Annotated in this window: 18 protein-coding genes; 10 read left to right on the top strand and 8 right to left on the bottom strand. The window is 62.0% G+C overall.

Annotation, left to right across the window (positions count from 1 at the left end):
* Positions 1-100: 100 nt before the first annotated feature.
* From DXT77_RS21410 to DXT77_RS21400, 3 genes are read right to left on the bottom strand one after another with little or no spacing between them, the layout of a single operon-like run.
* A complete protein-coding gene (locus DXT77_RS21410; RefSeq protein ID WP_119429047.1) occupies positions 101-496 on the bottom strand; it encodes a DNA polymerase III subunit chi in 396 nt (131 codons plus the stop codon).
* Positions 497-504: 8 nt separating this feature from the next.
* Positions 505-933: a DNA polymerase III subunit chi gene (locus DXT77_RS21405; protein WP_119429046.1), complete on the bottom strand. Its 429-nt coding sequence runs from the start codon at positions 931-933 to the stop codon at positions 505-507.
* Positions 934-993: 60 nt separating this feature from the next.
* Positions 994-2,484 carry a leucyl aminopeptidase gene (locus tag DXT77_RS21400; RefSeq protein WP_119429045.1) on the bottom strand — a complete coding sequence of 497 codons (1,491 nt, stop codon included), beginning with the start codon at positions 2,482-2,484 and terminating at the stop codon, positions 994-996.
* Between the two features lie 308 nt (positions 2,485-2,792).
* Here DXT77_RS21400 and lptF point away from each other — a divergent pair, with 308 nt between their 5' ends.
* The 8 genes from lptF to pdxJ all read left to right on the top strand — a co-directional run bounded on the left by lptF (position 2,793) and on the right by pdxJ (position 11,218).
* Positions 2,793-3,914 (top strand): LPS export ABC transporter permease LptF, encoded by a 1,122-nt coding sequence (gene lptF / locus DXT77_RS21395; RefSeq protein ID WP_119429044.1) that lies wholly within the window; start codon positions 2,793-2,795, stop codon positions 3,912-3,914.
* On the top strand, positions 3,907-4,968 hold the full coding sequence (lptG, locus tag DXT77_RS21390) for an LPS export ABC transporter permease LptG (protein WP_119429043.1): 1,062 nt from the start codon (positions 3,907-3,909) through the stop codon (positions 4,966-4,968). Before lptF ends, lptG begins: the two co-directional genes overlap by 8 nt.
* Positions 4,969-5,141: 173 nt before the next feature.
* Entirely contained in the window at positions 5,142-6,938 is a 1,797-nt protein-coding gene (gene lepA / locus DXT77_RS21385) for a translation elongation factor 4 (protein ID WP_119429042.1), read from the top strand.
* Positions 6,939-6,947: 9 nt separating this feature from the next.
* On the top strand, positions 6,948-7,802 hold the full coding sequence (gene lepB / locus DXT77_RS21380; RefSeq protein ID WP_065261873.1) for a signal peptidase I: 855 nt from the start codon (positions 6,948-6,950) through the stop codon (positions 7,800-7,802).
* Between the two features lie 182 nt (positions 7,803-7,984).
* The gene (gene rnc, locus DXT77_RS21375; protein ID WP_085711665.1) at positions 7,985-8,674 is read left to right on the top strand and encodes a ribonuclease III; all 690 of its coding nucleotides are present in this window, start codon (positions 7,985-7,987) and stop codon (positions 8,672-8,674) included.
* The gene (era, locus tag DXT77_RS21370; protein ID WP_011332590.1) at positions 8,667-9,569 is read left to right on the top strand and encodes a GTPase Era; all 903 of its coding nucleotides are present in this window, start codon (positions 8,667-8,669) and stop codon (positions 9,567-9,569) included. The genes rnc and era overlap by 8 nt, the downstream gene beginning before the upstream one ends.
* A gap of 169 nt (positions 9,570-9,738) precedes the next feature.
* Positions 9,739-10,428, top strand: a complete 690-nt coding sequence (recO, locus tag DXT77_RS21360) for a DNA repair protein RecO (RefSeq protein ID WP_119429041.1) — start codon at positions 9,739-9,741, stop codon at positions 10,426-10,428.
* A gap of 46 nt (positions 10,429-10,474) precedes the next feature.
* Complete coding sequence (gene pdxJ / locus DXT77_RS21355; protein WP_119429040.1) at positions 10,475-11,218, top strand: pyridoxine 5'-phosphate synthase; 744 nt, start codon at positions 10,475-10,477, stop codon at positions 11,216-11,218.
* Positions 11,219-11,261: 43 nt separating this feature from the next.
* Here pdxJ and mltF read toward each other — a convergent pair whose 3' ends face one another.
* Positions 11,262-12,722, bottom strand: a complete 1,461-nt coding sequence (gene mltF, locus DXT77_RS21350) for a membrane-bound lytic murein transglycosylase MltF (RefSeq protein WP_119429039.1) — start codon at positions 12,720-12,722, stop codon at positions 11,262-11,264.
* Between the two features lie 285 nt (positions 12,723-13,007).
* Between mltF and purL the strand changes: the two genes are divergently transcribed.
* Together purL and DXT77_RS21340 are read left to right on the top strand one after the other, a co-directional pair.
* Positions 13,008-16,904 carry a phosphoribosylformylglycinamidine synthase gene (purL, locus tag DXT77_RS21345; protein ID WP_119429038.1) on the top strand — a complete coding sequence of 1,299 codons (3,897 nt, stop codon included), beginning with the start codon at positions 13,008-13,010 and terminating at the stop codon, positions 16,902-16,904.
* 5 nt (positions 16,905-16,909) lie between these two features.
* Positions 16,910-17,221, top strand: coding sequence for a YqfO family protein (locus DXT77_RS21340; protein WP_119429049.1), 312 nt, complete (start codon positions 16,910-16,912; stop codon positions 17,219-17,221).
* Positions 17,222-17,610: 389 nt separating this feature from the next.
* On the opposite strand, the gene nagE is transcribed toward DXT77_RS21340, so the two are convergent.
* From nagE to nagA, 4 genes are read right to left on the bottom strand one after another with little or no spacing between them, the layout of a single operon-like run.
* Positions 17,611-19,326: an N-acetylglucosamine-specific PTS transporter subunit IIBC gene (gene nagE, locus DXT77_RS21335; protein ID WP_119429037.1), complete on the bottom strand. Its 1,716-nt coding sequence runs from the start codon at positions 19,324-19,326 to the stop codon at positions 17,611-17,613.
* Positions 19,327-19,349: 23 nt separating this feature from the next.
* Complete coding sequence (gene ptsP / locus DXT77_RS21330) at positions 19,350-21,863, bottom strand: phosphoenolpyruvate--protein phosphotransferase (protein WP_119429036.1); 2,514 nt, start codon at positions 21,861-21,863, stop codon at positions 19,350-19,352.
* 35 nt (positions 21,864-21,898) lie between these two features.
* Complete coding sequence (locus tag DXT77_RS21325; protein ID WP_114881509.1) at positions 21,899-22,909, bottom strand: SIS domain-containing protein; 1,011 nt, start codon at positions 22,907-22,909, stop codon at positions 21,899-21,901.
* Positions 22,902-24,008: an N-acetylglucosamine-6-phosphate deacetylase gene (nagA, locus tag DXT77_RS21320; protein ID WP_119429035.1), complete on the bottom strand. Its 1,107-nt coding sequence runs from the start codon at positions 24,006-24,008 to the stop codon at positions 22,902-22,904. Before nagA ends, DXT77_RS21325 begins: the two co-directional genes overlap by 8 nt.
* Positions 24,009-24,017: the final 9 nt, after the last annotated feature.

Raw genomic sequence — 24,017 nt, 5'->3', positions numbered from 1 at the left:
AGATGTGTATAAGAGACAGGCGATGCAGGCGCCGCGGTTTTTCAGGAAAGGTGCGGTGATGCTATCGCTGGCAGGCCAGCTCCCACAGGAGATAGGGGAGTTACTCGTACTGGCTCAGAAGCCGTTCCATCCTCGCATCCAGCCGACGTTTGATCTCTGTTTCAATGTGCGGGGCGAAGTCGTCGATCACGTCTTGCATGATCAATTGCGCAGCGGCGCGCAGTTCGCTGTCCAGGTGCAGCAGCGCGTCGGGGCCTTTATCCACAGGTGCGACGGGCGCGGTGGCGGGTTTCGCGACGTGGGCTGGTGGCGGTTCGACATCGGGTGGCTCGGTGGCGACCGAATCGAACAACATCGGAATCTGTTCCTGTTCGCCATCATCGACCGTCTCGGTCAAAAGTGGCGGTTGCAGGTTGTCATCGCCGAGCAACTGGCGGATCGATTCGAGGTCATCCAGCAGGTGCGCAGGTTTTTGCAGCGGTTTTGGAGTGTCCATCGGCGTACTCAGAGTCGCTGTAAACGGTGGTCTTGCAGAGGATAGCCCTGTTCCCGGTAGAAACGGAAACTCTCCCGCGCAGCTGCGCGGATCACCGGATCTTCCACCACCACTTCCGCCACCCGGGCGAACTTGCTGGCGAAGGCCGGGACTTTCAGGTCGAGGTTGACGAGCAAATCCTGATGCTGGCCGCAGTCATCCCCCAGTCCAAGCACGATCAAACCTTCCGGTTCGCTTTCGGCCGGGCCATGGGGCACGAAGGTTTCGCCCTTGAACGCCCACAATCGCGCATCGAGGTCGTCACGCTGGGCGGCATCGCTGCAATGCAGGTAGATGCGGTGGCCCATGCGCCAGGCTTTCTCGGTGAGCTTGCAGGCGAAATCCAGACGCGCCGAAGGATCGGCACTGGGCAGGATGTAGAAGTCGACTTTGGTCATTGCGGTTCCTGAGCAGCAGGCGCCGCCCCTCGAAAGGTGCGGCGCCTGCCGTCATCGGTTTCAGGCCTTGGCGCGATCCAGCAGGTACTGGGTCAGCAGAGGAACCGGACGGCCGGTGGCGCCCTTGTCCTTGCCGCCGCTGGTCCACGCGGTGCCCGCGATGTCCAGGTGCGCCCAGTTCAGGTTCTTGGTGAAGCGCGACAGGAAGCACGCAGCAGTAATGGTGCCGGCCTTCGGCCCGCCAATGTTGGCGATGTCGGCGAACGGGCTGTCCAGTTGCTCCTGGTATTCATCGAACAGCGGCAGTTGCCAGGCGCGGTCGTCGGCGGCCTTGCCGGCGCTCAGCAGTTGCTCGATCAGTTCGTCGTTGTTGCCCAGCAGGCCCGACGTGTGGGCGCCCAGGGCTACGACGCAGGCACCGGTCAGGGTGGCGATGTCGATCACGGCCTGCGGCTTGAAGCGCTCGGAGTAGGTCAGGGCGTCGCACAGCACCAGACGGCCTTCGGCGTCGGTGTTGAGGATTTCCACGGTCTGGCCGCTCATGGTGGTGACGATGTCGCCCGGACGCGAAGCGGTGCCGCTCGGCATGTTTTCGGCGCAGGCCAGGATGCACACCAGGTTGATCGGCAGCTTCAGTTCCAGCACGGCGCGCAGGGTGCCGAACACGCTGGCGGCGCCGCCCATGTCGTACTTCATCTCGTCCATGCCGGCGCCCGGCTTCAGGCTGATGCCGCCGGTGTCGAAGGTGATGCCTTTGCCGACCAGCGCGTACGGCTTCTCGGATTTCTTGCCGCCGTTGTATTGCATGACGATCAGGCGTGGCGGCTGGGCGCTGCCCTGGCCAACAGCGTAGAACGAACCCATGCCCAGGGATTTGATCTTCTTCTCGTCGAGCACTTCGACTTTCAGATCCTTGAACTCTTTGCCCAGGTTCTTGGCTTGCTCGCCGAGGAAGGTCGGGTGGCAGATGTTCGGCGGCAGGTTGCCCAGGTTGCGGGTGAAGGCCATGCCGTTGGCGATTGCGGTGGCGTGGTTCACGGCACGTTGCACTTCGGCTTGCGCAGCCTTGATGGTCAGCAGGGTGATTTTCTTCAGGGCGCGGGGTTCGGCTTTCTGGCTCTTGAACTGGTCGAAGGTGTATTCGCCGTCGACCAGGGTTTCGGCCAGCAGGCGGGTCTTGCCGTAGCTGTCGCGACCCTTGACGATGATTTCATCCAGCGCCAGCACGGCATCGCTGCCGCCCAGGCCCTTGAGGGTGTTGAGGATGCCGGCAACGATCTTGCGGAACGGGCGGTCGCCCAGTTCTTCATCCTTGCCCACGCCGACCAGCAGCACGCGTTCGGCTTTCAGGTTTGGCAGGCTGTGCAGCAACAGGCTCTGACCGACCTTGCCGGCCAGGTCGCCACGCTTGAGGACAGCGCTGATGGCGCCGCCGCTCAGTTCGTCGACCTGCCTGGCCGCGACACCGAGTTTGCGGCCTTCGCCGACGGCAACCACCAGGGTGGCGGTTTTCAACGTTTCTGGGCTAACGCTTTTTACAACCAGTTCCATGTCCGGATCCCTGAATGAATGGTCAACACGCAGGCGTTCGGCGGTGTCCGCCGTCGCCTGCTTATAGAGAGAAGAGGCGCAGGCCAGTGCCTGCGACAGAGGCGGCAGTTTGAACCTCGCTCACCGCGCCTGACAACCCTAGGTTGTACGATCTTCAACGGATTGCACGCTTGCGTGAGTGTGCGCAGTGACAGGCGCCCTCAATCACAGGATAATGCCGCATCTTTTTTCGACGGCTCTGCCTTGCGGGCCTGTCGATACGTTTGCTTGTTTGGCCGCCTTAGCCTGACAACCCTGGAGTGTCTGGTTTGATCGTCTTCCGTTATCTGTCCCGCGAAGTCCTGTTGACCCTGAGTGCGGTAAGCGCCGTGCTGCTGGTCATCATCATGAGCGGTCGTTTCATCAAATACCTTGCCCAGGCCGCTGCGGGCCAGCTCGATCCGGGATCGCTGTTCCTGATCATGGGCTACCGTCTGCCGGGTTTCATGCAATTGATCCTGCCGCTGGGCCTGTTCCTCGGGATCCTTCTGGCGTACGGCCGGTTGTATCTTGAAAGCGAAATGACCGTGCTGTCGGCCACTGGCATGAGCCAGCAGCGTCTGTTCCGCATGACCCTGTTCCCGGCCACGCTGGTGGCACTGGTGGTGGCCTGGCTCAGCCTGAGCCTGGCCCCGCAAGGCGCCAACCAGTTCCAGCTGCTGCTGAACAAGCAGGACGCCCTGACCGAGTTCGATACCCTCGAGCCGGGCCGTTTCCAGGCGTTGCGCGACGGCACCCGGGTGACCTACACCGAAACCCTGAGCGACGACCGGGTCAATCTGGGCAGCGTGTTCATCTCGCAGAAAAACCTTGGTGCCAACCAGGCGGATCGCGGGATTTCCGTGCTGGTGGCCGAAAAAGGCCGGCAGGAAGTCCGTCCCGACGGCAACCGTTACCTGATCCTGCACAACGGCTACCGCTACGACGGCAGCCCGGGGCTGGCCAACTACCGGGCCATCCATTACGAAACCTATGGCGTGCTGCTGCCAAAGCCGGATGTCAGCGAGGAAGTCACCGATCGTGACGCGATGCCGACCTCGACCCTGATGGCCAGCGATGACATCCGTGCGAAAACCGAATTGCAATGGCGCCTGTCGCTGCCGCTGCTGGTATTTATCGTGACCCTGATGGCGGTGCCGCTGTCGCGAGTCAATCCGCGCCAAGGGCGCTTCCTCAAGCTGCTGCCGGCGATTCTTCTTTATATGGCTTACCTGACCATCCTGATTGCCGCCCGCGGCGCCCTCGAAAAAGGCAAGATTCCGGCGAGCCTGGGTCTGTGGTGGGTGCATGCGATCTTCCTGGCCATCGGTATCGGCCTGCTGTACTGGGAGCCGCTGCGCCTGAAGCTGGCCAGCCGTCGCAGCGCTGCGCTGGAGGTGGCCCGTGGTTAAACTCGACCGCTACATCGGCAGCAGCGTGTTCATCGCGATCATCGCGGTGCTGGCGATCATTCTTGGCCTGGCCACCCTGTTTGCCTTCATCGACGAAATGGGCGACGTCAGCGAAACCTACACACTGGTCGATGTGCTGAGCTTCGTACTGCTGACCGCACCGCGCCGGCTCTACGACATGCTGCCGATGGCGGCGCTGATCGGCTGTCTGATCGGCCTCGGCAGCCTGGCAAGCAGCAGCGAACTGACCGTGATGCGCGCGGCAGGTGTGTCCATCGGGCGCATCGTCTGGGCGGTCATGAAGCCGATGCTGGTGCTGATGCTGGCCGGCGTGCTGATCGGTGAATACGTTGCCCCGGCTACCGAGAGCATGGCTCAGGCCAATCGCTCGCTGGCTCAGGGCAGCGGTGACGCGCAGAGCGCCAAGCACGGCATGTGGCACCGTCAGGGTGACGAGTTCATCCATATCAACGCCGTTCAACCCGATGGCCTGCTGTATGGCGTGACCCGCTATCACTTCGACAAGGAGCGTCACCTGCTGAGTTCGAGCTTCGCCAAGCGCGCCGAATTCGATGGCAAACGCTGGCAGCTCACCGATATCACCACCACGCTGTTCCACGAGCGCCGCACCGAAGTCGTCAACACGCCGACTGAAGACTGGGATGTTTCCATCAGTCCGGAGCTGTTGAATACCGTGGTCATGGCGCCGGAAGCACTGTCGATCAGCGGCCTGTGGGGTTATATCCATTACCTGGCGGATCAGGGGCTGAGCAATGGCCGTTACTGGCTGGCGTTTTGGGTCAAGGTGTTGCAGCCGCTGGTGACCGCTGCGCTGGTGCTGATGGCGATCTCCTTCATTTTCGGTCCGTTGCGTTCGGTGACCCTGGGTCAGCGAGTGTTCACCGGTGTGCTGGTGGGGTTCACCTTCCGGATCGTCCAGGATCTGCTGGGTCCGTCCAGCCTGGTGTTCGGCTTCTCGCCGCTGTTCGCGGTGCTGGTACCGGCCGGCGTCTGTGCGCTGGCGGGTGTCTGGTTGCTGCGTCGAGCCGGTTGATGAACAAGGTTTCACCCTTGCTTCAACCTTGAAAAACGCCCCGGTCGCCAGACCAGGGCGTTTTTGCATGCAATCCGGGTGACAGGCGAACGTGACGCTTGCGCCGTGTATCAGGTACAATTCCCGGCTATTTTTCGGCGGGCCAAGCCTGCAGCCTTTTTGAGTGTTGATCCGTGAGTGATTTGAGTCATATCCGCAATTTCTCCATCATCGCCCACATTGACCATGGCAAGTCGACGCTGGCTGACCGATTCATCCAGATGTGCGGTGGCCTGGCCGATCGCGAGATGGAAGCCCAGGTCCTCGACTCCATGGAGCTGGAACGCGAACGCGGGATCACCATCAAGGCCCACAGCGTTACCCTCCATTACAAAGCCAAAGACGGCGTCACCTATCAGCTGAACTTCATTGATACCCCGGGCCACGTCGACTTCACCTACGAAGTCAGCCGTTCCCTGGCCGCATGTGAAGGTGCCTTGCTGGTGGTCGACGCGGGTCAGGGCGTAGAAGCCCAGTCCGTGGCCAACTGCTACACCGCGATCGAGCAGGGCCTGGAGGTCATGCCGGTACTGAACAAGATCGACCTGCCGCAGGCCGAGCCTGACCGCGTCAAGGACGAGATCGAAAAGATCATCGGCATCGACGCCACCGACGCCGTCACCTGCAGCGCCAAGACCGGCCTGGGTGTCGACGAAGTGCTCGAACGTCTGGTCGCCACCATTCCTGCGCCGACCGGCAACATCGAAGATCCGCTGCAAGCGTTGATCATCGACTCCTGGTTCGACAACTACCTGGGCGTTGTCTCCCTGGTGCGCGTGCGTCACGGCCGCGTGAAGAAGGGCGACAAGATCCTGGTGAAATCCACCGGCAAGGTGCACCTGGTCGACAGCGTCGGCGTATTCACCCCGAAGCACACCAACACCGCAGACCTCAAGGCCGGCGAAGTGGGCTTCATCATCGCCAGCATCAAGGACATTCACGGTGCACCGGTCGGTGACACCCTGACCCTGAGCTCCACCCCGGACGTTGAAGTGCTGCCAGGCTTCAAACGCATCCAGCCACAGGTTTACGCCGGTCTGTTCCCGGTCAGCTCCGACGACTTCGAGGATTTCCGCGAAGCGCTGCAGAAACTGACCCTGAACGACTCGTCGTTGCAGTACACCCCGGAAAGCTCCGACGCCTTGGGCTTCGGCTTCCGTTGCGGCTTCCTCGGCATGCTGCACATGGAAATCATCCAGGAGCGCCTGGAGCGCGAATACGACCTGGACCTGATCACCACGGCGCCGACGGTAATCTTCGAGCTGGTGCTGAAAACCGGTGAAACGATTTATGTCGACAACCCGTCGAAGCTGCCGGACGTGTCGTCCATCGAAGACATGCGCGAGCCGATCGTGCGGGCCAACATCCTGGTGCCGCAGGAGCACCTGGGCAACGTCATCACCCTGTGCATCGAAAAACGCGGTGTCCAGGTCGACATGCTGTTCCTCGGCAACCAGGTCCAGGTGACCTACGACCTGCCGATGAACGAAGTGGTCCTCGACTTCTTCGACCGTCTGAAATCCACCAGCCGCGGCTATGCTTCGCTGGACTACCATTTCGATCGTTACCAATCGGCTAATCTGGTGAAACTGGACGTGCTGATCAACGGCGACAAGGTCGATGCCCTGGCGTTGATCGTGCACCGTGACAATTCGCACTTCAAAGGTCGCCAGCTGACCGAGAAGATGAAAGAACTGATTCCTCGTCAGATGTTCGACGTGGCCATCCAGGCCGCCATTGGCGGTCAGATCGTCGCCCGGACAACCGTCAAGGCGCTCAGAAAGAACGTATTGGCCAAATGCTACGGCGGTGACGTCAGTCGTAAGAAGAAACTGCTCGAGAAGCAAAAGGCCGGTAAGAAACGCATGAAGCAGGTCGGCAACGTGGAAATTCCACAAGAAGCCTTCCTTGCTGTGCTCAGGTTGGAATAGTCAGGTCCTATGTCACTAAATTTCCCGCTGTTGCTGGTTATCGCCGTGTTCGTCTGCGGCCTGTTGGCGTTGCTCGATCTGTTGATCCTGGCACCGCGTCGGCGCGCCGCCATCGCTTCCTATCAGGGCAGTGTCAGCCAGCCTGATGTGCTGGTGGTGGAGAAACTGAACAAGGAACCGCTGCTGGTCGAATACGGCAAGTCGTTCTTCCCGGTGCTGTTCATCGTGCTGGTGCTGCGTTCGTTCCTGGTGGAACCGTTCCAGATTCCGTCCGGCTCGATGAAACCGACCCTGGACGTCGGCGACTTCATTCTGGTGAACAAGTTTTCTTACGGGATCCGCCTGCCGGTGATCGACAAGAAGGTCATCGAAGTCGGTGATCCGCAACGCGGCGATGTGATGGTGTTCCGCTACCCGAGCGATCCGAACGTCAACTACATCAAGCGTGTGGTCGGCCTGCCGGGCGACACGGTGCGTTACACCGCCGACAAGCGTCTGTTCGTCAATGGCGAGTCGATTGCCGAGCAACTGGTCGGCTCCGAGCCGGGCACCCTCGGCAGCGCGGAGCTCTACAAGGAAAAACTCGGCGCCGCCGAGCACCTGATCCGCAAGGAAATGAGCCGCTACCGCGCCACGCCGGACCATACCTGGACCGTGCCGGCCGGGCACTACTTCATGATGGGCGACAACCGCGACAACTCGAACGACAGTCGCTACTGGGATGACCCGAACATTCCCAAGGATCTGCTGGGCATGGTTCCCGACCAGAACATCGTCGGCAAGGCCTTCGCGGTCTGGATGAGCTGGCCGGAACCGAAACTCAGCCACCTGCCGAATTTCTCGCGGGTCGGCCTGATCAAGTAAACAATCACGGCGCTGTTGACCACAGCGCCGAATGCATTTCTGGCGTCGGCACAACCGGCTCCGGGGCATGAAGCCACGATATTCAGGACGTCATTTTTGAACACAGCGTTAATTGTCCCAGGCCTGCGCCGTATCCCGGCGATGGCGGTGGAATCCAGCCACGAACTCAGCGTGGTCAAACCGTGAGCGTTTCTCTCAGCCGTCTCGAGCGTCAGCTCGGTTACACCTTCAAGGACCAGGAACTGATGGTCCTGGCCCTCACGCACCGCAGTTTTGCCGGACGCAACAACGAGCGCCTGGAGTTCCTCGGCGATGCGATCCTCAACTTCGTCGCCGGTGAAGCCCTGTTCGAGCGCTTCCCGCTGGCCCGCGAAGGCCAGTTGTCGCGTTTGCGCGCACGTCTGGTGAAAGGCGAGACCCTGGCCGTTCTGGCCCGTGGTTTCGATCTGGGCGAATACCTGCGCCTGGGTTCCGGTGAGCTGAAAAGCGGCGGTTTCCGTCGCGAGTCGATTCTGGCCGATGCCCTGGAAGCGCTGATCGGCGCGATCTATCTCGATGCCGGCATGGAAGTCGCCCGCGAGCGCGTCCTGGCCTGGCTGGCCGGCGAGTTCGAAGGCCTGACGCTGGTCGACACCAACAAGGATCCGAAGACCCGCCTGCAGGAATTCCTGCAATCGCGCGGTTGCGAGCTGCCACGCTACGAAGTCGTGGATATCCAGGGCGAGCCGCACTGCCGTACCTTCTTCGTCGAGTGCGAAGTTGTCCTATTGAATGAAAAAAGCCGGGGTCAGGGTGTGAGCCGTCGCATTGCCGAACAGGTAGCGGCCGCCGCAGCACTGATTGCCCTGGGTGTGGAGAATGGCAATGACTGATACAAACGCAACTCGCTGTGGCTACGTTGCCATCGTCGGCCGTCCGAACGTGGGCAAGTCCACGCTGCTGAACCACATCCTCGGCCAGAAGCTCGCGATCACCTCGCGCAAGCCGCAGACCACTCGCCACAACATGCTCGGGATCAAGACCGAAGGCGACGTGCAGGCGATCTACGTCGACACTCCCGGCATGCACAAGGGCGGTGAAAAGGCCCTGAACCGCTACATGAACAAGACCGCCTCGGCAGCGTTGAAAGACGTCGACGTGGTGATCTTCGTGGTCGATCGCACCAAGTGGACCGAAGAAGACCAGATGGTCCTGGAGCGCGTGCAGTACGTGACCGGCCCGCTGATCGTCGCGCTGAACAAGACTGACCGCATCGAGGACAAGGCCGAGCTGATGCCACACCTGTCCTGGTTGCAGGAACAGCTGCCGAACGCGCAGATCATTCCGATTTCGGCGCAGCAGGGGCACAACCTCGACGCGCTGGAAAAGGTCATCGCCGACCACCTGCCGGAGAACGATCACTTCTTCCCGGAAGACCAGATCACCGACCGCAGCAGCCGCTTCCTCGCCGCCGAACTGGTTCGCGAAAAGATCATGCGCCAGCTCGGCGCCGAGCTGCCGTACCAGATCACCGTGGAAATCGAAGAGTTCAAGCAGCAGGGTGCAACCCTGCACATCCATGCGCTGATCCTCGTCGAGCGTGACGGCCAGAAGAAAATCATCATTGGTGACAAGGGCGAGCGCATCAAGCGCATCGGCACCGAGGCGCGCAAGGACATGGAGCTGCTGTTCGACTCCAAGATCATGCTCAACCTGTGGGTCAAGGTGAAGGGCGGCTGGTCCGACGACGAGCGTGCGCTGCGTTCACTGGGTTACGGCGACCTGTAACACCGGTTTTTTGCGACATCAAAGAACCCCCCTGTGGGAGCGGGCTTGCCCGCGAATGCGCAGTATCAGTCGACATATACTTTGACTGATTCACCGCTTTCGCGAGCAAGCCCGCTCCCACAGTAGTTTTGGGTTGTGTGTAAAACCGCATTTCGTCATCGAGAATTCAATGTCGCAAAGCCCACCTCCCGCCCAACCCGCCTACGTCCTGCATTCGCGCGCCTACCGCGAAACCAGCGCATTGGTGGATTTCCTCACGCCGCAAGGCCGGCTGCGGGCGGTGTTGCGTAGCGCGCGGGGCAAGGCCGGAACGCTGGCGCGACCGTTCATGCCGCTGGAAGTGGAATTTCGCGGCAAGGGCGAGTTGAAGAACGTCGGGCGTATGGAGAGTGTTGGTAACGCGACCTGGATGGTTGGCGAGGCGCTGTTCAGCGGTCTCTATCTCAACGAGTTACTGATACGCCTGTTGCCGGCCGAAGACCCGCATCCCGCAGTGTTCGATCATTACGCAGCCACCTTGTTAGCTTTGGCCGAAGGCCGGCCACTGGAACCTCTGCTGCGTTCCTTCGAATGGCGCCTGCTCGACGACCTCGGTTATGGCTTCTCCCTGAGCACCGATATCAATGACGAGCCCATCGCTGCGGACGGCCTCTATCGCTTGCAGGTGGATGCCGGACTTGAGCGGGTCTATCTGCTGCAGCCCGGCCTGTTCAACGGCACCGAGCTGCTGGCCATGGCTGAAGCGGACTGGTCGGCCCCGGGCGCGTTGTCCGCCGCCAAACGCTTGATGCGCCAGGCACTTGCTGTTCACCTTGGCGGTCGTCCTCTCGTAAGTCGCGAACTGTTTCGCAAACCGTAGCCCCGTGTATGCTGTGCGCCGAATCTTTCCCTTCAGGAGCGCATCCGTGACCACCAGCAATCGCATTCTTCTTGGCGTGAACATCGACCACGTCGCCACCCTGCGTCAGGCTCGGGGCACGCGCTATCCGGATCCGGTCAAGGCTGCGCTGGACGCGGAAGAGGCGGGCGCCGACGGCATCACCGTGCACCTTCGCGAAGACCGTCGCCACATTCAGGAGCGCGACGTGCTGCTGCTCAAGGATGTGTTGCAAACCCGCATGAACTTCGAAATGGGCGTCACCGAAGAAATGATGGCGTTCGCCGAGCGCATCCGTCCGGCGCACATCTGCCTGGTACCGGAAACCCGTCAGGAACTGACCACCGAAGGCGGTCTGGATGTGGCGGGGCAGGAGGAGCGGATCAAGGCTGCGGTGGAGCGTCTGTCGAAGATCGGCAGCGAAGTGTCGCTGTTCATCGACGCTGACGAGCGGCAGATCGCTGCCTCGAAACGGGTCGGCGCTCCAGCTATCGAGCTGCACACCGGGCGTTACGCCGATGCCGAAACGCCGACCCAAGTGGCTGAAGAGCTCAAGCGTGTGGCGGACGGCGTGGCATTCGGTCTGGCCCAGGGCCTGATCGTCAATGCCGGTCACGGTCTGCACTACCACAACGTTGAAGCTGTGGCGGCGATCAAGGGCATCAACGAACTGAACATCGGTCACGCGCTGGTGGCGCATGCGTTGTTCGTCGGCTTCAAGTCGGCGGTTTCGGAGATGAAGGCGTTGATTCTGGCGGCCGCCAAACACTAAGCATCAACACAGGCACTGTGGGAGCCGGCTCCCGCAGTGTCTATCAGAGCGGCGGGTTTTCCTGCGCCGGTTTGGACTTGTCGATCCCCGGCACATGCAGATTGCCTTCGGCGATCTGATCGCCTTCAAGCTGCGGCTGGGTCACCCAGGTCAGGATGTCGTAGTAGCGACGGATGTTCGCCACGAAATGCACCGGCTCGCCGCCACGGGCGTAGCCATAGCGGGTCTTGCTGTACCACTGCTTCTGCGACAGGCGTGGCAGCATCTTCTTCACATCCAGCCACTTGTCCGGGTTAAGGCCTTCCCGGGACGCCAGTTTGCGCGCGTCGTCCAGGTGACCGCTGCCGACGTTGTAGGCAGCCAGTGCAAACCACGTACGATCCGGCTCCTGGATCGAGTCATCCAGTTGATCCTTCATGTAGGCCAGATACTTCGCGCCGCCCATGATGCTCTGCTTCGGATCGAGGCGGTTGGACACGCCCATGGCCTGTGCAGTGTTCTGGGTCAGCATCATCAGGCCGCGCACGCCGGTCTTCGAAGTGACGGCCGGTTGCCACAGCGATTCCTGATAACCGATGGCCGCAAGCAGGCGCCAGTCGACTTTCTCTTTCTTGGCGTAGGTCTTGAAGTGCTGTTCGTACTTGGGCAGGCGCTGCTGCAAATGCTGGGCGAAGGTCGTGGCGCCCATGTAGCCGAGGACATCGACGTGGCCGTAGTAGCGGTCCTTCAGACGTTGCAGGGTGCCGTTCTTCTGCACCTTGTCCAGGTAACTGTTGATCTCGTTGAGCAGGCTGTTGTCTTCACCGGCGGCCACGGCCCAGCTCTGGCTGCGGGCATCGCCGAGGTCGAAGGCGACGCGGATGTTGGTGAAGTACACCTGGTTCATCGCCACTTCGTTGGAATCGACCAGGGTCAGGTCGATCTGGCCTTCATCGACCATGCGCAGCAGATCGACCACCTCGACGGCGTCGGATTCTTCGTATTCGATCCCGGGATATTTCTGTTTCAGCTCGGCGAGCTGGTCGGCGTGGGTGCTGCCCTTGAGCACCATGATCTTCTTGCCGACCAGTTCACTGGCGTCGGTCGGCCGGGACTGGCCGTTGCGATAGATGATCTGCGGGGTGACTTCGAGGTAGGAATGGGAGAACCGCACCTGCTTCTTGCGCTGTTCACTGCTGACCAGGCCGGCGGCGGCCAGTACCGGGCCGTTGGGCTTGCCGATCTGGTCGAACAGGTCGTCGAGGTTGTCGGCGGTCTCGATCTTCAGTTCCACCCCCAAATCGTCGGCGAAGCGCTTCACCAGCTCGTATTCGAAGCCGGTCTCGCCGCTGCGATCCTGAAAGTAGGTGGCGGGGCTGTTACGGGTGATCACCCGCAGCACACCATCCTCCTTTACGCGCTCGAGTGTGTTGGGTTTATCAACACAGCCACTGAGCATCAGGAAGAGTCCGGTAGCGATCAGCCATTTGGCGTACCGCGGACGCAAAGCCGTTGGGGAAAACATGTGCGCAGTATACGCAAAGCGCAACGGGCGCCATATCTCGACAGTGGAAGGGTAGTCTGCTAGCGATTGAAAAAGCGCCCGCAACCCCGCAGGAATGGGGCCGGACAGCATTTTGTGACAGAAAAAATAAGCTGTTGTCCCGCAGGCTCTAAATCTGACTTCAGAGGCAGAAACACAGATTGAGGTCCGAGTGCAACCGTGCGTAGCGTTTCGGGTGATGTTGAGGGCGGTTTAGGCTAGAATGCACGGCCTCAAAGCACACCCCTTCCCGAGGCTGTCCCGAAGATGTTGATCCTGCGCGGCGCTCCTGCCCTTTCTGCCTTTCGCCACAGCAAACTCCTTGAGCAACTGAGCCAGAAGGTTCCAGCTGTCAGTGGCCTGTATGCTGAATTCGCTCACTTCGCCGAAGTCACCGGCGTCCTGACCGGCGACGAACAGCAGGTGCTTGCGCGCCTTCTGAAGTACGGTCCAAGCGTTCCGGTACAAGAGCCGACCGGTCGTCTGTTCCTGGTGTTGCCGCGTTTCGGCACCATCTCGCCATGGTCGAGCAAGGCCAGCGACATCGCCCGCAACTGCGGCCTGAGCAAGATCCAGCGTCTGGAGCGCGGTATCGCGTTCTATGTGGCCGGTCAGTTCAGCGATGCCCAGGCGCAGCAGATCGCCGACGTACTGCATGACCGCATGACCCAGATCGTTCTGGGCAACCTCGAACAGGCTGCCGGTCTGTTCAGCCACGCCGAGCCGAAGCCGCTGACCGCCATCGACATCCTCGGCGGTGGCCGCGCCGCGCTGGAGAAGGCCAACGTCGAGCTGGGCCTGGCCCTGGCCGAAGACGAGATCGATTACCTGGTCAACGCCTTCAACGGTCTCAAGCGCAATCCGCACGACATCGAACTGATGATGTTCGCCCAGGCCAACTCCGAGCACTGCCGCCACAAGATCTTCAACGCCAGTTGGGATATTGACGGCGAGAGCCAGGAAAAAAGCCTGTTCGGCATGATCAAGAACACCTATCAGATGCACAGCGAAGGCGTGCTGTCCGCTTACAAGGACAACGCTTCGGTGATCGTCGGCAACGTTGCCGGCCGCTTCTTCCCGGATCCGGAAACCCGCCAGTACGGCGCGGTGCAGGAGCCGGTGCACATCCTGATGAAGGTCGAAACCCACAACCACCCGACCGCGATCGCACCGTTCCCGGGCGCGTCCACCGGTTCCGGTGGCGAGATCCGCGACGAAGGCGCAACCGGTCGTGGCGCCAAGCCGAAGGCCGGCCTGACCGGTTTCACCGTGTCGAACCTGCAGATCCCGGGCTTCGAACAGCCGTGGGAAGTGCCGTACGGCAAGCCTGAGCGCATCGTCAACGCGCTGGACATCATGATCGAAGGCCCGCTGGGCGGCGCCGCGTTCAACAACGAATTCGGTCGTCCGGCCCTGACCGGCTACTTCCGTACCTTTGAACAGTCGATCACCACCCCCCACGGTGACGAAGTTCGCGGTTACCACAAGCCGATCATGCTGGCTGGCGGCATGGGCAACATCCGTGAAGAGCACGTCAAGAAAGGCGAGATCGTCGTCGGCTCCAAGCTGATCGTCCTCGGCGGCCCGGCGATGCTGATCGGTCTGGGCGGCGGCGCTGCCTCCTCCATGGCCACCGGCACCAGCTCGGCGGACCTGGACTTTGCTTCGGTTCAGCGTGAAAACCCTGAAATGGAACGTCGCTGCCAGGAAGTCATCGACCGTTGCTGGCAACTGGGCGACAAGAACCCGATCAGCTTTATCCACGACGTGGGCGCGGGCGGTCTGTCCAACGCCTTCCCTGAACTGGTCAACGACGGCGACCGCGGTGGCCGTTTCGAACTGCGCAACATTCCAAACGACGAGCCGGGCATGGCCCCGCACGAAATCTGGTCCAACGAATCCCAGGAGCGTTACGTTCTGGCAGTCGGCCCGGCCGACTTCGAGCGCTTCAAGGCGATCTGCGAACGCGAGCGTTGCCCGTTTGCCGTCGTTGGTGAAGCCACCGCCGAGCCGCAGCTTACTGTCACGGATAGCCACTTTGGCAACAACCCGGTGGACATGCCACTGGAAGTGTTGCTGGGCAAGGCGCCGCGCATGCACCGTTCGGTGGTTCGCGAAGCCGAGCTGGGCGATGACTTCGATCCGTCGAACCTCGACATCGCCGATTCCATCGAGCGCGTCCTGCATCACCCGGCCGTGGCGAGCAAAAGCTTCCTGATCACCATCGGCGACCGCACCATCACCGGCCTCGTGGCCCGTGACCAGATGGTCGGCCCATGGCAGGTTCCGGTGGCCGACGTTGCCGTCACCGCCACCAGTTTCGACGTCTACACCGGTGAAGCGATGGCAATGGGCGAGCGCACTCCGCTGGCGCTGCTGGACGCTCCGGCGTCGGGCCGCATGGCCATCGGCGAAACCCTGACCAACATTGCCGCCTCGCGCATCAACAAGCTCTCCGACATCAAACTGTCGGCGAACTGGATGTCCGCTGCCGGCCACCCGGGTGAAGACGCGCGTCTGTACGACACCGTGAAAGCGGTCGGCATGGAACTGTGCCCCGAGCTGGGCCTGACCATTCCGGTGGGCAAGGACTCCATGTCCATGGCCACCCGCTGGAACGACAACGGCGAAGACAAGACCGTCACCTCGCCGATGTCCCTGATCGTGACCGGTTTCGCGCCAGTGGCTGACATCCGTCAGACCCTGACCCCGGAACTGCGCATGGACAAGGGCACCACCGACCTGATCCTGATCGACCTCGGTCGCGGCCAGAACCGCATGGGCGCCTCGATCCTCGCGCAGGTTCACGGCAAGCTCGGCAAGCAGGCTCCGGACGTCGACGACGCCGAAGACCTGAAAGCCTTCTTCGCCGTGATCCAGGGCCTCAACGCCGACGGTCACCTGCTGGCGTACCACGACCGTTCCGACGGTGGTCTGCTGACCTCCGTGGTGGAAATGGCCTTCGCCGGCCACTGCGGCCTGAGCCTGAACCTCGACAGCGTTGCGGAAAACGCCGCTGAAATCGCCGCCATCCTGTTCAACGAAGAACTGGGTGCGGTGATCCAGGTTCGCCAGGACGCCACCCCGGACATCCTCGCGCAATTCAGCGCGGCCGGTCTGGGCGACTGCGTTTCGGTGATCGGTCAGCCGATCAACAACGGTCAGATCATCATCACCTTCAATGGTGAAACCGTATTCGACGGTCAGCGTCGTCTGTTGCAGCGTCAGTGGGCCGAGACCAGCTACCAGATCCAGCGTCTGCGCGACAACGCCGACTGCGCCCAGCAGGAGTTCGATGCCCTGCTGGAAGAAGACAACCCGGGCCTGAGCGTCAAGCTGAGCTACGACGTCAACCAGGACATCGCCGCGCCTTACATCAAGAAAGGCATCCGCCCACAGGTTGCCGTGCTGCGTGAGCAGGGCGTCAACGGTCAGGTGGAAATGGCGGCCGCGTTCGACCGCGCCGGTTTCAACGCGATTGACGTGCACATGAGCGACATTCTGGCCGGCCGTGTCGACCTGAACGAGTTCAAAGGTCTGGTGGCCTGCGGTGGTTTCTCCTACGGCGACGTACTCGGCGCCGGTGAAGGCTGGGCCAAGTCCGCGCTGTTCAACAGCCGTGCCCGCGATGCGTTCCAGGGCTTCTTCGAACGTAACGACAGCTTCACCCTCGGCGTGTGCAACGGTTGCCAGATGATGTCCAACCTGCACGAGCTGATCCCGGGCAGCGAGTTCTGGCCGCACTTCGTGCGCAACCGCTCCGAGCAGTTCGAAGCGCGCGTGGCGATGGTTCAGGTTCAGGAATCGAACTCGATCTTCCTGCAGGGCATGGCCGGTTCGCGCATGCCGATCGCCATCGCTCACGGTGAAGGCCATGCCGAATTCGAAAGCGAAGAGGCACTGCTCGAAGCCGATCTGTCCGGTTGCGTGGCGATGCGTTTCGTCGACAACCACGGCAAGGTCACCGAAGCCTACCCGGCCAACCCGAACGGCTCGCCGCGCGGGATCACCGGCCTCACCAGCCGCGACGGTCGCGTAACGATCATGATGCCGCACCCGGAGCGTGTGTTCCGCGCCGTGCAGAACTCGTGGCGTTCGGAAGACTGGAACGAAGACGCTCCCTGGATGCGCATGTTCCGTAACGCTCGTGTGTGGGTGAACTAAGCGCTGTGTACAAGCTCGCGTTTTTTGTTCCCGACAGTCATGTCGAGGTGGTCAAGGACGCCGTATTCGCTGCCGGTGGCGGGCGGATCGGTGACTATGACCACTGTGCGTGGCAGGTGCTTGGTCTGGGCCAGTTTCAACCTCTGGACGGCAGTCAGCCGTTCATTGGTGAGGCGGGGCGGGTTGAGCGGGTCGAGGAGTGGAAGGTCGAGCTTGTTGTTGGCGATGAGTTGATTCGTGGGGTGGTGGCGGCTTTGAAGGCCAGCCATCCTTACGAGACGCCGGCTTATGAGGTTTGGCGGTTGGAGGAGTTTTGATCTTCTGATCGCAGTTGTGGAAAACCCGCTGAGAGTGATTTCAGCGGGTTTTTTGGTTTTGGGGTTGAGTGAATATCCGTTTCTTCGGGTGTTGCGGATTATGGTTCCGCCCTTACGGCGGGTCACTTTTGACAAACGCCTCAAAAGTAACCAAAAAGGCTTGCCCCTGCGTTCGGCACCTCGCTTTGGCTCGGTGTTCCTTCGTTCCGGTATTCATCCGGGGGCATCGCCTACGGTTTGCTTCGCTGCACCTCCTCTCGATGCATGCGGCTTCGCCGCACGGTCGCTGCGCTCCCACCCCCGGATAAATCCCTCCACTCAGCCTTCCGATGGGGCCAAAAGATCAAGAGCCTTACTCGAGCTAACGCTCATCGTGTTGAGTGGTGGACCTAAACCTTCGCACTCACCTCACTCCGATTCACCAACCCCTCCAGCGCCGCACTCAAACTCTGCGCCCGCTCGCCCACGAGCAAGTGCCAAACGCCGCCCTCCAGCGCGCTCACACCCAAGCAGCCGAGCTCTTTCAATCGGCTTTCCGACAGCGCCTTGCCATCAGCCAGTTGCAGGCGAATCCGGCTCATGGCGATGCAGTCGAGTTGCAGCACATTGTCGCTGCCGCCCAGAGCGGTCAGCCATTGCTGTGCCAGCGGTGCAGCGACTGCAACCGGTTCGCTGGTTTCGATGACTGCGACAGGAGCAGCCACTACGGCACGCCCCAACGCCGGCATCGCCAGTCGAATCTCATCGGCAATGCTGTCGGCCATCGGCCCGACAACCACCTGCAAACTCCCACCCTTGCCCGGACGCACAACCGCCATTGCACCCAGTGCTTTCAAATCAGCATCCGAGGCCTTGTTGCGATCGACCATTTCCAGTCGCAGCCGCGTAGTGCACGCGCCGACAGTCACCAGATTCTCCGCACCACCGAGTGCCTTTATGTAAGCGCCGGCACGTTCGTTCTCGGTCAGTACCGCTTTGTCGGCGGTGGCAACATCTTCACGCCCCGGTGTCTTCAGGTTGAAGCGGCGGATGCAGAAATCGAACACTGCGTAATAGATGACCGCGTAGGCCAGGCCCACCGGAATCACCAGCCAGCCATTGGTTGACTTGCCCCAGCCCAGCACCATGTCGATGAAGCCGCCGGAGAAGGTGAAGCCCAGATGTATGTTCAAGGCGTTGGTGATCGCCATCGACAGGCCGGTCAGCAGCGCATGCACCAGATACAGCAGCGGTGCGAGGAACATGAAGGCGAACTCGATCGGTTCGGTGACTCCGGTCAGGAACGAGGTCAGGGCCATCGACAGGAAGATCCCGCCCATTACCTTGCGCCGTTCCGGCAGGGCGTTGCGGTACATCGCCAGGCACGCGGCGGGAAGTCCGAAGATCATCATCGGGAACATGCCGGTCATGAACTGGCCGCCCTTCGGATCACCTGCGAAGTAGCGTGAGAGGTCGCCGGTGACCAAGGCGCCGGTGGTCGGGTCGGTGAAGTTGCCGAACACGAACCACGCCATGTTGTTGAGGATGTGGTGCAGGCCGGTGACGATCAGCAGGCGGTTGAACACGCCGAAGACGAAGGCGCCGAAGCTGCCGCTTTCCATCATCAGGCTGCCGAAGCTGTTGATGCCGTGCTGGATCGGCGGCCAGATGTAGCCGAACAGCACGCCCAGACCGACCGCCGCGAAACCGGTGACGATCGGCACGAAGCGCCGGCCGCCGAAGAACGCCAGGTACTCCGGCAACTTGATGTCCTTGAAGCGGTTGTACAGCGCGCCGGCCATCAGGCCGCTGACGATCCCGGCGAGCATGCCCATGTTGATGCTGGCGTCGAGCACCTTGAGCGTGGAGATCATCACCAGATAACCGATCACCCCGGCCAGACCTGCAGTGCCGTTGTTGTCCTTGGCGAACCCGACGGCGATACCGATGGCGAAGATCATCGCCAGGTTGGCGAAGATCACCTGACCGGCGTCGTGGATGATCGCGATGTTCAGGAGGTCGGTATCGCCCAGGCGCAGCAGCAGACCGGCAATCGGCAAGATCGCGATGGGCAGCATCAGCGCCCGGCCGAGGCGTTGCAGGCCTTCGATGAAGAGTTGGTACATGGCGTTTGTCCTTGTTGTTTTTGTTAGCGCAGTGGCCAATGTTGATGACAGGCATGACGCACCGCGGCGGCGCTGTTCAGCTTGAGCAAGTCCCGGGCGAGGCGTTGGCATTCGGCTTCGTGCAGCTGGCGCACGCGATCCTTGATTTCACCAATTTGTACCGGGCTCACCGACAGCTCGGTCACGCCCAGGCCGATCAACACCGGCGTCGCCAGCGGATCGGAAGCGAGGGCGCCGCATACGCCGACCCAACGCTTGTGCACCGCCGCGCCTTCGCAGGTCATGGCGATCAGGCGCAGCAGCGCAGGGTGCAAGGCATCGACCCGTGCGGCGAGGCCGGCGTGGTCGCGGTCCATGGCCAGGGTGTATTGCGACAGGTCGTTGGTGCCGATGGACAGGAAGTCGGCGTGTTCGGCCAGTTGTTGGGCTTGTAGCGCGGCGGCCGGGACTTCGATCATCACGCCGATTTCCGGACGTTGATTGATCCCCAGTTCCAGGCACAACGCATCGACCCGTTGGCGGATGTGCAGCAGTTCGTCGACTTCGGTGACCATCGGCAGCAGGATCCGGCAGCGCTGCAACGGGCTGACTTGCAGCAGGGCGCGCAGTTGCTGATCGAGGATTTCCGGGCGGGCCTGGGCCATGCGAATACCCCGCAGACCGAGCACCGGGTTGGCTTCCACCGGCAGTGGCAGGTAATCGAGTTGTTTGTCGCCACCGACGTCGATGGTGCGGATGATCACCGACTTGTCGCCCATGGCATCGATCACCGCCTGATAGGCGGCGCGCTGTTCTTCGACGTCCGGCGCGGTGTGGCGATCAACGAACAGAAACTCGGTGCGCAGCAGGCCGATGCCATCGGCGCCATTGGCAAACGCATCCGCCGCTTCATGGCTGGAGGCGACGTTGGCGACCACTTCGATGGTCACGCTATTGCGGGTTTCGGCTGGCAAATGGGCTTTGGCTTGCTGCGCATCGCGACGTTGCTGACGGTCGATTTGCGCTTGTTGGACTTCGGCCAGACGCAGGGCATTCGGCGTCAGTTCGAGGCGCCCGCCATCGGCATCGAGCACCACCGATTGGCCTTGCGTTTGATCGAGCAGCGCCGAGCCCAGTGCGACCATGCACGGCAGGCCTTTGCCCCGGGCCAGAATCGCCACGTGGGAAGTCGCGCCACCTTCGGCCATGCACAAGCCGGCAACACCTTGCGCGCTCAGTTGCAGCAGGTCAGAAGGGGTCAATTCGTGGGCGGCGACGATGGCACCGGCCGGCACTTCGTAATGCCAGGCTTCACCAAGCAGGGCACGCAGAACTCGTTGTTTCAAATCCCGCAGATCATTGGCGCGCTCGGCGAGCAACGGGCTGCCGGTGTTTTGCAGCACTTCGCATTGCGTGTCGATGGATTGGCTCCAGGCGTGAGTCGCCGCAGTGCCGGTTTCAATCGATTGCTGTGCGGCGTCGAGCAGGGCCGGGTCTTCCAGCAGCGCCAGGTGCGCGGCGAAGATCGCTTCTTCGTCGGCATTACGCTGTTTTTTCGCCTGGGCGAGGGTGCCGTTGATTTCGCTGCGAACCTGATTCAGCGCCGTATCGAGGATCTGCAATTGGTGCTCGGGCTGATGATTGCCGGCGTCCGCCGGCAGGCTGATCGCGTTCAGGCGAAACAGCGGCCCGCCGACCAGACCCGGTGCAGCGCACACGCCGTGCAACACGCCGGCCTCGGCCGGGCGATTGCGCGGCGCGGCAGCAACCGGTGCAGCGGCGTGATGATCCTCCGGCAGGGCGGTAGCCAGTGCAGTGAGCAAGGCTTGCAATGCCGCTTGCGCGTCGGAACCCTGGCAACTGACTTGCACTTCGTCCTGTTCGCCAATCGCCAGGCCCATCAAACCGATGAGGCTGTTGCACGGCGCCGATTTGCCGGCGAAATGCAGCTGCGACTGACTCTTGAAACCTTGCGCCGTCTGGCGAATCAACGCCGCCGGACGTGCATGCAGACCACCGCGATGGGCGACCCGCACGTGACCGTGAACTTCCGGCCCGCCGAGTTCTTCTGTGTTCGCCGCTGCACTGTGACGAGCGACGATGTGCAACAGCGGCTCGCCGACCTTCACTGTTTTCAGGGTGATGGGGCGCGCCTGGAAATCCTGGCTGTTGGTCAGGATCAACAGGCTGACCAGGCTTTTGCACTGACGGCCGACCTTGTCCAGGTCATAGCGCAGCAATGGCTGGCCACTGCTGACCCGCGTGCCTTCCTTGACCAGCATCGAGAAACCTTCGCCCTGCAACTCGACGGTGTCGAGCCCCAGGTGCAGGAGGATTTCCGCGCCGTTGTCGGCTCGCACGGTCACTGCATGGCCGGTGCGGGCGACGTGGATCACCACCCCGGCGCAAGGCGAATAAAGGGTGTCGTTCAGCGGATCGATGGCAATGCCATCGCCCATCGCGCCGCTGGCGAACACCGCGTCCGGAACTTTGGCGAGCGTGAGCACCGGGCCGCTGAGCGGGGCGCTTAAAGTCAGCTCTTTATTGTTGTTGTGCATGGCTCGGTCTCATCAGGAAAACGTTCGGTTCGGACTCAGTGCGTACGGGTGACTTTGCTCAGGTGCCGCGGCTGATCCGGGTCCATGCCACGGGCCACGGCCAGGTTGGCGGCCATCACGTAGAAGCTCTGGATCGCCAGGATCGGATCGAGCGCCGGGTGTTCGGCACGGCTCAGGGTCAGGTCGCGTTCGAGCACATCATCCGGCGCCGCCAGCAATACACGGGCACCACGCTGACGCATTTCCGCCGCCAGGCTCAGCAGGCCGGCCTGCTCGGCGCCGCGCGGGGCAAACACCAGCAATGGGTAGTTGGCATCGATCAGGGCCATCGGGCCGTGACGCACTTCGGCGCTGCTGAAGGCTTCGGCCTGGATCGCCGAGGTTTCCTTGAATTTCAGCGCGGCTTCCTGGGCGATGGCAAAACCGGCGCCACGGCCGATCACCATCAAACGCTCACAATCGCGCAGGGCATCGATGGCCGGGCTCCAGTCCTGTTGCGCGGCATCACGCAAGCCTTCGGGCAGGGCGTTGTGCGCCTCCAGCAATTCACTGTCTTCTTTCCAGTGGGCGATCAGGCGGGCGCTGGCGCTGAGGGTGGCGATGAAACTCTTGGTCGCGGCGACGCTGCTTTCGGTGCCGGCCAGCAGCGGCAGGCTGAATTCGCACGCGGCCTCCAGCGGCGAATCAGAGGCGTTGACCATCGACACGCTCAAGGCGCCGCGCTTGCGCAGCAGACGCAGGCTGTTGACCAGGTCCGGGCTCTGGCCCGACTGGGAAAACGCGAACGCTACCTGACCGCTGACCTTCAACGGCGCCTGTTGCATGGTGACCACCGACATCGGCAGTGACGCCACCGGAATCCCCAGTTGCTGCATGGTCAGGTAGGCGAAATAACTGGCCGCATGGTCGGAACTGCCACGGGCGACGGTCATCGCCACTTGCGGCGGCTGACGGCGCAGGCGACCGGCGATCTCGATCATCGAGCCATCGAGCTGTTGCAGTTGGGCTTGCACGGCCTCGAACGAGGACAGCGCCTCCTCAAGCATTTTTGAAGTCAATGTCTTCTCCTTCGACCATGACGGCGGTCAGTGTGAGTGAGCGATCCAGCCGCACGCAGTCGGCCCAGGCGCCAGGTGCAAGGCGCCCGCGTTCGGTGATGCCGAGGTAGTCGGCGGGGAATTGCGAAAGACGTTGCGAGGCCTCGGCGATCGGCAGACCGATCTTCACCAGATTGCGCAAGGCCTGATCCATGGTCAGGGTGCTGCCGGCCAGCGTGCCGTCCGGCAGGCGCACGCCGCCCAGGCATTTGGTGACGGTGTGGCTGCCGAGCTTGTATTCGCCATCGGGCATGCCGGCGGCGGCGGTCGAATCGGTGACGCAGTACAGGCACGGAATCGAGCGCAGGGCCACGCGGATTGCGCCGGGGTGCACGTGCAGCAAGTCCGGGATCAGTTCAGCGAACTTGGCGTGGGCCAGTGCCGCGCCGACGATGCCCGGTTCGCGGTGATGCAGCGGGCTCATGGCGTTGTACAGGTGAGTGAAACTGGTGGCGCCGGCTTCGAGGGCGGCGACGCCTTCCTCGTAACTGCCGAGGGTGTGGCCGATCTGCATGCGGATGCCGCGGCGGCTCAGTTCGCGAATCAAGCCGTCATGGCCGGCGATTTCCGGGGCGATAGTGATCACCCGAATCGGCGCCAGTGCCAGATACTCTTCAACTTCGGCCATCAGCGCGGTGTGGGCGAAGTTCGGCTGGGCACCGAGTTTGCCGGGATTGATGTACGGACCTTCGAGGTGAACGCCGAGGACCCGGGCGGCACCTTTCGGACGCTGCTCACAGAATTCGCCGACATCCTTGAGCACGCTGGCAATCTCGGCACTCGGCGCGGTCATGGTGGTGGCCAACAGCGAGGTGGTGCCGAAGCGTACGTGGGTCCGGGTGATGGTCTCGAAGGCGCTGGTGCCTTCCATGATGTCTTTGCCGCCACCGCCGTGGACGTGCAGGTCGATGAAACCCGGCAGCAGGTAAGGCAGGTCGTTGTCCGCCGGGTCGCAGGGCACGCCTTCGATGGACACGACTCTGCCGTGTTCGTGGATCAGCCGGCCGCGAATCCAGCCGTCAGCGGTGAGGATGTTGTCTTCGGACATTTCGCTTCT

The organism is Pseudomonas sp. 91RF (genome assembly GCF_003576265.1).
GTDB classification, from domain to species: domain Bacteria; phylum Pseudomonadota; class Gammaproteobacteria; order Pseudomonadales; family Pseudomonadaceae; genus Aquipseudomonas; species Aquipseudomonas kribbensis.
Note: the sequence above shows the minus strand (reverse complement) of the source record. Positions and strands in the feature narration are given on the sequence as shown.

Bases quoted from the DNA above. Each gene is read 5' to 3' on its own strand.
- DXT77_RS21410 (WP_119429047.1), bottom strand. From the start codon at position 496: ATGGACACTCCAAAACCGCTGCAAAAACCTGCGCACCTGCTGGATGAC.
- lepB (WP_065261873.1), top strand. From the start codon at position 6,948: ATGTCACTAAATTTCCCGCTGTTGCTGGTTATCGCCGTGTTCGTCTGC.
- purL (WP_119429038.1), top strand. From the start codon at position 13,008: ATGTTGATCCTGCGCGGCGCTCCTGCCCTTTCTGCCTTTCGCCACAGC.
- era (WP_011332590.1), top strand. From the start codon at position 8,667: ATGACTGATACAAACGCAACTCGCTGTGGCTACGTTGCCATCGTCGGC.
- DXT77_RS21325 (WP_114881509.1), bottom strand. From the start codon at position 22,909: ATGCTTGAGGAGGCGCTGTCCTCGTTCGAGGCCGTGCAAGCCCAACTG.
- mltF (WP_119429039.1), bottom strand. From the start codon at position 12,722: ATGTTTTCCCCAACGGCTTTGCGTCCGCGGTACGCCAAATGGCTGATC.
- ptsP (WP_119429036.1), bottom strand. From the start codon at position 21,863: ATGCACAACAACAATAAAGAGCTGACTTTAAGCGCCCCGCTCAGCGGC.
- DXT77_RS21405 (WP_119429046.1), bottom strand. From the start codon at position 933: ATGACCAAAGTCGACTTCTACATCCTGCCCAGTGCCGATCCTTCGGCG.
- nagA (WP_119429035.1), bottom strand. From the start codon at position 24,008: ATGTCCGAAGACAACATCCTCACCGCTGACGGCTGGATTCGCGGCCGG.
- DXT77_RS21400 (WP_119429045.1), bottom strand. From the start codon at position 2,484: ATGGAACTGGTTGTAAAAAGCGTTAGCCCAGAAACGTTGAAAACCGCC.
- recO (WP_119429041.1), top strand. From the start codon at position 9,739: ATGTCGCAAAGCCCACCTCCCGCCCAACCCGCCTACGTCCTGCATTCG.
- nagE (WP_119429037.1), bottom strand. From the start codon at position 19,326: ATGTACCAACTCTTCATCGAAGGCCTGCAACGCCTCGGCCGGGCGCTG.